The organism is Thalassotalea sp. PP2-459 (assembly GCF_001913705.1).
In the GTDB taxonomy this organism is placed as follows: Bacteria; Pseudomonadota; Gammaproteobacteria; order Enterobacterales; family Alteromonadaceae; genus Thalassotalea_C; species Thalassotalea_C hakodatensis.
The window spans coordinates 79,113-86,492 of sequence record NZ_MKQD01000056.1; the positions used below are offsets into that span (position 1 = coordinate 79,113).

The 7,380-nt window shown below is 38.5% G+C and carries 7 protein-coding genes; all 7 read right to left on the bottom strand.

The genetic code is table 11. The annotated features are described in order from the left end of the window. Nucleotides 1–31: 31 nt before the first annotated feature. Nucleotides 32–1,549, bottom strand: coding sequence for an amidophosphoribosyltransferase (gene purF, locus BI291_RS14370; protein WP_074499461.1), 1,518 nt, complete (start codon nucleotides 1,547–1,549; stop codon nucleotides 32–34). A gap of 18 nt (nucleotides 1,550–1,567) precedes the next feature. Then, nucleotides 1,568–2,056: a CvpA family protein gene (locus tag BI291_RS14375; RefSeq protein ID WP_074499462.1), complete on the bottom strand. Its 489-nt coding sequence runs from the start codon at nucleotides 2,054–2,056 to the stop codon at nucleotides 1,568–1,570. Nucleotides 2,057–2,125: 69 nt separating this feature from the next. Continuing rightward, nucleotides 2,126–2,731, bottom strand: coding sequence for an SPOR domain-containing protein (locus tag BI291_RS14380; protein WP_074499463.1), 606 nt, complete (start codon nucleotides 2,729–2,731; stop codon nucleotides 2,126–2,128). Between the two features lies 1 nt (nucleotide 2,732). Next, the gene (gene folC, locus BI291_RS14385; protein ID WP_074499464.1) at nucleotides 2,733–3,992 is read right to left on the bottom strand and encodes a bifunctional tetrahydrofolate synthase/dihydrofolate synthase; all 1,260 of its coding nucleotides are present in this window, start codon (nucleotides 3,990–3,992) and stop codon (nucleotides 2,733–2,735) included. Between the two features lie 7 nt (nucleotides 3,993–3,999). Beyond that, nucleotides 4,000–4,857: an acetyl-CoA carboxylase, carboxyltransferase subunit beta gene (accD, locus tag BI291_RS14390; protein WP_074499465.1), complete on the bottom strand. Its 858-nt coding sequence runs from the start codon at nucleotides 4,855–4,857 to the stop codon at nucleotides 4,000–4,002. Between the two features lie 143 nt (nucleotides 4,858–5,000). After that, nucleotides 5,001–5,783: a tRNA pseudouridine(38-40) synthase TruA gene (truA, locus tag BI291_RS14395; RefSeq protein WP_074499466.1), complete on the bottom strand. Its 783-nt coding sequence runs from the start codon at nucleotides 5,781–5,783 to the stop codon at nucleotides 5,001–5,003. Nucleotides 5,784–5,922: 139 nt separating this feature from the next. Further along, nucleotides 5,923–7,380: FimV/HubP family polar landmark protein (locus tag BI291_RS14400; protein WP_217693838.1), on the bottom strand; the 1,458-nt coding region annotated here is incomplete at its 5' end.

Here is a 7,380-nt window from a genome sequence, read left to right on the forward strand (position 1 = left end):
AATGGTGCCTTTATTTTTCTATAAGTTGATATTATTCAGAGCCTTCATTATGCATATCAATAATTGAATCGGCATTTTTATCTGACGTTTCTTTTACTTCGTTATTTCTTAATGCGTCGAGTCTTTCTAAATAATCTTGATCAATATCTTTGGTAATGTACTGACCATTGAATACTGATGTTTCAAACTTTTTAATATCAGGATTAGCAGTACGAACAGCTTCTTCTAAATCTTCAATCGATTGGAAAATCAATTTATCAGCACCTATTAGCTGACAAATGTCTTCCAACTCTCTACCGTGAGCAATTAATTCATTAGCACTCGGCATATCAATACCATAAACATTTGGAAAACGTATTTCAGGAGCTGCTGAAGCAAAGTAAACTTTTTTAGCACCCGCTGCGCGTGCCATTTCAATAATTTGCTCAGAGGTGGTACCACGTACAATTGAGTCATCAACTAATAAAACATTTTTCCCTTCAAACTCTGCCCCTATAGCATTTAGCTTACGACGTACTGATTTTTTACGTTGTTCTTGCCCTGGCATGATGAACGTTCTACCAATATAGCGATTTTTAACAAAACCTTGTCTGTACGGTAAGTTCAATGTTTGTGCTATTTGCAGTGCGGTATCACAAGATGTTTCAGGAATTGGAATAACAACATCTATATCTTCATCAGCCCACTCTTTTGCAACCTTAGCACCAAGTTTTGTACCCATTTCAACGCGTGAACCATAAACGGAAATTTTATCCATGGTTGAATCAGGGCGTGCAAAATAAACATACTCAAAAATACATGGATTAAAGCTTGGATTTTCAGCACATTGTTTACTATGTAATTGACCATCTTCGGTAAAGAAAATAGCTTCGCCGGGCGCAACGTCTCTGACAAACTCAAAATCGCTTGCATCTAATGCAACCGATTCAGAAGCGATCATATACTCTGTGCCTTTCTCAGTGTCTCGTTTACCAAACACCAAAGGACGAATACCATTAGGATCACGAAAAGCAACCATGCCATGGCCAATGATCACAGCAACACTTGCATAAGCACCACGAACACGTTTATGTACATTAGCAACCGCAGTAAAAATATCATCAGGCGTTAAATCTAAACCACCAATATGTTGTAATTCATGGCCAAGAATATTTAACAAAAGCTCTGAGTCAGAAGTAGTATTTACATGACGACGTGCTTCTTTAAATAACCAATCTTTTAATTCTTGCGCATTGGTTAAATTACCATTATGTGCAAGTGAAATACCGAATGGTGAATTTGCATAAAATGGTTGCGCTTCAGATGAACTAGACGTGCCTGCAGTTGGGTAACGAATATGGCCAATGCCAATATTACCTTGAAGTCTTAACATATGACGCGTGTGAAAAACATCTTTCACCAAGCCATTCGCTTTTCTGAGTCTAAAGGTGTTATCGTGAATAGTCACGATACCTGCAGCGTCCTGGCCACGATGCTGAAGAACTGTTAAGCCATCATATAAAGATTGCCCAACCGATGTATTACCAACAATGCCAACTATACCACACATGTAGTTTACCCCGATGTTTTAAACTTGCTGTAAAAAACTGGATGATTGTTTGAGGTATTCAAAAAACCATTCAATAATTAATGAAAATTCAGGTATCAATAAAGAATTCTGCCACCATTCGCTTGAAGGTGCAGGCGTAAATGCATCCATAAAAAATAATATGGCGCTACTCACTAATGCGCCTCTTAGCGCACCAAAAACCAACCCTAATACGCGATCTGTTCCTGATAGCCCTGTTTTCGTTACCAGTTGCCCGATAACATAATTAACAATGGCGCCTATGATTAGCGTAGAAATAAATAAAATAGCAATGGCAGCGCCATTACGAAGGAGTTGATCAGAAATGTTAGTTAATAGCGTCGCTAGTTTTAAGTAGAAAGTACTGGCAATAAAGAAGGCACTGATCCAAACAACAAGCGAGATAGCTTCTTTAACAAAACCTCTGATAAGGCTGATCAGTGTTGAAATACCTATGACTGCCAAAATGGCATAGTCTACCCAAACCATAAATTACGTGTCTCATCGATTAGAGGCGCGCATTCTACCAGAACACGCACTAAGATCGCTAATATTTTATTATTTTGTTGGCTGAAATTTGGCAATTTTTCCTTGCACTTTCGTTAACTCTTTAAGTGCCGGAAGTTTTTTCTCTAAGCTAGACTTAACTAATTCAGGACCAATAAATACTTTTGTTAATGTGCCACTTTTTGTGTTTATCGGCTTAGTGAAGACAGTGTAGCCCGCTTTTTTTAATTTACGCGTTAGGTCCGCTACATTTTTTTTATGGCGAAAACTACCCAATTGGATCACCCAGGCTTGCTCGTTAGTTATTTTTTCAGGCAAAGCGGTGACTTTTGAACCAGAAGAAACGGGCTGATTACTATTATCGCCAACAGCTGTTTCAAGCTTATTATTAATATCTTGTTCAACAGGCGTTTTGTCTTGATTATTGTCGTCTAAGGCTACTTCATCCGTTAATTCTTCTTTAGGTAATTTCGCTATTTTATCTTCATCAATGGTTAAACTCTTAGGCTTAAAATCAACTTTTGGCGCTGTTGGTATATTTTCAAACTCTTCCTGATAGGTTTGTTTTTCACCGTCGAGTAAATCGGGTAAAAAAATAATAGCAACGGCGGCAACGATAATAGTACCAACCAATCTATTTTGAAAAGGTGTAGACAAATTAACTCCTATCTAGCAATGTTTTTACTTTTGCGACGGTATAAAACGAACCAAAAACTAAAATTAAATCTCGATTATTGGCTGTTGACCTAGCCATTTTAAAGCCGTCAATGACGTTGTCAAAAGTTAAAATATTTTGCTCGGTAAAATATGACGCTAAATACTCTTTACTTGCCCCACGTGGTACGTCGCCAAGCCCTGAAACAAACCACGTTTTTATATGGGGTAATAAGGGGGTGATCGTACTGCTAATATCTTTATCCGACAACATGCCAATAACCGCATACACGTTTTCACAATGATATTTGCTTACCACTTCTGCTAAATATCTCGCAGCTAATGGGTTGTGACCTACATCCAGTAGAATATCACCATCACACTGAATAAGTTCGGTTCTACCAGACACTTTGGTTTCATTAATAAGCGCGGTAACCTTTGCTTGCGATAAAGGGTAATCTAACAGCTTTAGCACCTGTAGTGCAGTAGCAATGTTATCTTTAGGAATAAATCCTTGAGGGAGGTTGTTAAGTGATGAATCTTGATCATGCCATTGCCAACTGGTGTTGTCTTCAATCACAAAAAATTCTTTATTGCGGCAATATTGTATACTGCTTAAAGTATCTGCATGTTTAATGACACTGCTAGGTGGATTACTGTCCCCAATGACAACCGGTTTTTCAGTACGCATAATACCTGCTTTTTCAAAACCAATTGACTCTCTATCATTCCCTAAAAACGCTTGATGATCTAAATCAACAGTTGTAATTACGGCTATATCAGCGTCGATAATGTTAGTTGCGTCTAACCGACCACCTAAGCCGACTTCTAAAATAATATACTGCGGCTTTGCTGTGTTTAAAACAGTTAGTGCTGCTAACGTTGTGTATTCATAATAGGTTAATGATATATCACCACGTAGAAACTCTATTTGCTCAAAAGCATTAACAAGTGAGTTATCATCGATGTCTTGTTTATCTATGCGTAAACGTTCATTAAAGCGATGAATATGCGGTGAAGAGTACACAGCAACGCTATCATTGTTTGCAAGTAAAGCATTTTCAATAAATGCACACGTAGTGCCTTTACCGTTTGTACCTGCCACCGTGATAACAATGGAACGTTCAAAGTTTAACCCTAAGCGATTAGCAACGTTGCTAATACGAGTTAACCCCATATCAATTTCAGTGGCATGAATACGTTCAATATAAGAAAGCCACTCATCGAATGAACGATTTGAGTGGCTTGTATCAATACTCTTCATAGATAAACTAACTGGCTCGTAACTCTTGGTTAGTAAACTTAGCTAATACTCTTGCTAGCGTATCGCGCATGTCCCGACGATTAACAATCATATCAATGGCGCCTTTCTCCAGTAAAAACTCACTACGCTGAAATCCTTCTGGTAATTTTTCACGAACCGTTTGTTCGATAACACGTGGACCAGCAAAACCAATTAATGCTTTTGGCTCGGCAACATTGATATCACCTAACATTGCTAAACTCGCTGATACACCACCCATAGTAGGATCTGTTAACACTGAAATATAAGGTAAGCCTTTTTCTTTCATTTTAGCAAGCGCAGCGCTAGTTTTAGCCATTTGCATTAACGAAAATAATGCTTCTTGCATACGTGCTCCACCACTTGCAGAAAAACAAACTAGTGGTACTTCATGCTCTAAACAATATTCAGCCGCTTTAACAAACCTTGCACCTACAACTGATGCCATAGAACCGCCTAAAAATGAAAACTCAAAAGCCGCAGCTACAATGGGTAAACCATGAAGTTCACCATGCATAACAACTAAGGCATCTTTTTCGCCGGTGGATTTTTGAGCAGCAGCCAACCTGTCTTTATATTTCTTTGAATCTTTAAATTTTAATTTATCTTGAGGCTCTAGATCAGCACCAAGTTCAACGCGTTCACCTACATCAAGAAAATGCTCTATTCTCTTACGCGCTGAAATTCGCATGTGGTGATCACATTTAGGGCATACAGATAAAACACGTTCTAGTTCAGCTTTATACAACATCGCGTTACATGATGTACATTTTTCCCAAACCCCTTCAGGTATATTACGCTTTTGAGAGGTTTTTGCTTTTGGGAGAATCTTTTCAATCCAGCTCATAATTTCACTTTCATCAATGCTTGAATTTTGTTTATATAATAAACAGTTATACAGTCAATCGCCACAACGGCATTTAACCCGTAATTAGAACATAACATAAGGTGGTTTGAATATAAAAAACTGGTCTGCCCTGTATATTATGGTTAATTAAAAAATATTGGTCCTAAAGGACTACTTGGTAGTTGATATTTTTCTGGGTACGTCACATCAACAAAGTATAAACCATTTGCTGGTGCTGTCACACCAGCAAGACATCTGTTTTTAGCCGCCAGTACCTCTGCTATCCATTCCACTTCTTCTTGACCTTGACCAACTCGCATTAAGCTACCAGCGATATTTCTGATCATATGATGTAAAAATGCATTACCTTTAACATCAATACACAGATAATTTTCTTGCCTAGTAACCTTACAGTGCTCGATTGTTCTTATTGCGCTAGGTGCTTGACAATGTACCGTTCTAAAACTAGTAAAATCGTGTTCCCCGACAAGAAACTGAGCAGCTTGATGCATCAGTGCTTCATTGAGGGGATTATGGTTAAACGTTAAGCCCCTGGAAAAAATTGCAGGTCTCAAAGGGTTATTATAGATAATGTAACGATACCGACGAGAAGTTGCGCCAAATCTAGCATGGAAAGTTTCGTCGACAGCTTTGACCCAAGTTACCGCAATATCTTTTGGTAAATGTGTATTAACCCCAAGAGTCCAAGCCACTTCTTTGCGAAAGTTAACCGTATCAAAATGCACTACTTGATTGGTCGCACTTACCCCTGTGTCTGTTCGACCCGCACAAACCACACTAATCGGTTCATTCGCTATTTTAGATAACGCATTTTCTAACGTTTCTTGTACGCTGACCACATTATTTTGACGTTGCCAACCACAATATTGGCTACCATCATATTCAATACCAAGTGCAAATCGCATACTTCATAAACCGCAATATATATTAAAAATCGCGGCGAATTATCCACTATTTTTTGATGCTTTGCGAATAAATCGCGCTATGGAAACGACATTCTCAATGTAAAACTAACGGGTGTATTCAATTACGTTGATAAATTAGTTACTTTAAACCATCTAATAGTTGCTGAGCTTCAAATTGCTGATCAGCATCACCTAGTTTAACCACGTCTTGTAAAATGACTTCAGCATTATCATTATCACCAATTTCAATATATACTTTTGCCAAGTCTAATTTAGCAGTCACGCCACTGTCATCATCTTCATCAACATCAATTTGGTTGATATCGCGAGTAAACTCTGGAAACTCACCTAAGCCAACATCAATATTTGTTTTATCATAAGGTTCTTCATCATCTGAGCCTTCTGATAAGGTTTCAGAGATTAATTCATCAACAGAAATGAAATCTTTATTTTGACTTTCTGTATTTTGAGAAAAGTCACTCGGTGTCTCTTCTTCTTCAACTTGTTGTTCAGCAGAAACGTCAAAGCTTTCAGAACTTGATTCTGCAGGCTCTTCTTCAATGTTTGCTAAAAGCTCGTCAAAATCTAAATTATCGAGTTCTTCAATGTCTTCTAACTCTTTCGCTTCAACTTTTTCAACCTGTGTATTTTCATTATCATCAGCCAATAAATCGGCTAATACATTACTATCTGTAAAGTCAGGCGTAATTTCAACGGCTTCATTCCTTGATTGTTCGTCGTTTAATAATTCAGACAACGTTGATTCGTCAAATTCTGCGTTTAAATCCGCTTGAAGTTCATCCGATAAGCCATCAGTGATATCTTCTGTGTTTGCTGATTCAATATCATCGCCAATTTCAAGCGGTTTATCATCAGTTAACGCACCGCTTTCTTGTGCAACTTCCGCGAGCAAATCGTCAATATCTAAATCTTCTTCAACCCTACCTTCTTGTTCTTGGGGTGAAATTTTTTGTTCTTCCGCTAAAAGGGCATCAATATCAATATCATCAGAAGCTTGTTCTTGATTAACAATGGGCTCAGGCTCTTCAACGTTCGACTCCGCTAAATCACTTAAATCAACAGCTAAAAACGATTCAACATATTCCTCTGGCAGGTTATCAATTAACGCTTTGTTATCACCTTCGGTTGGCGAGCTATGTTCACTTTCATTTGGCTGTTCATCTTCAACAGTCGGTATAGTGTCATTTGTCGGTTCTGCTTCAACCAGTGGGTTATTTTCGGATGCAGTAGGTGCCGCCATAGAATCCATTAATGCATCGATATCATCAGGATCGCTCAGTTCTGATGATAAATCATCGTCAACTGATGGAATTTCTTCTGCTGAGGGCTTTTCCGCTGCTGGTGCTGCCGCCATAGAATCCATTAGCGCGTCAATATCATCAGGATCGCTCAGTTCTGATGATAAATCATCGTCAACTGATGGAATTTCTTCTGCTGAGGACTCTTCCGCTGCTGGTGCTGCCGCCATAGAGTCCATTAACGCGTCGATGTCATCTGGATCGCTTAATTCTGACGATAAATCATCGTCAACTGATGGAGTTTCTTCTGCTGAAGGTTTATCCACTGCTGAGGGCTC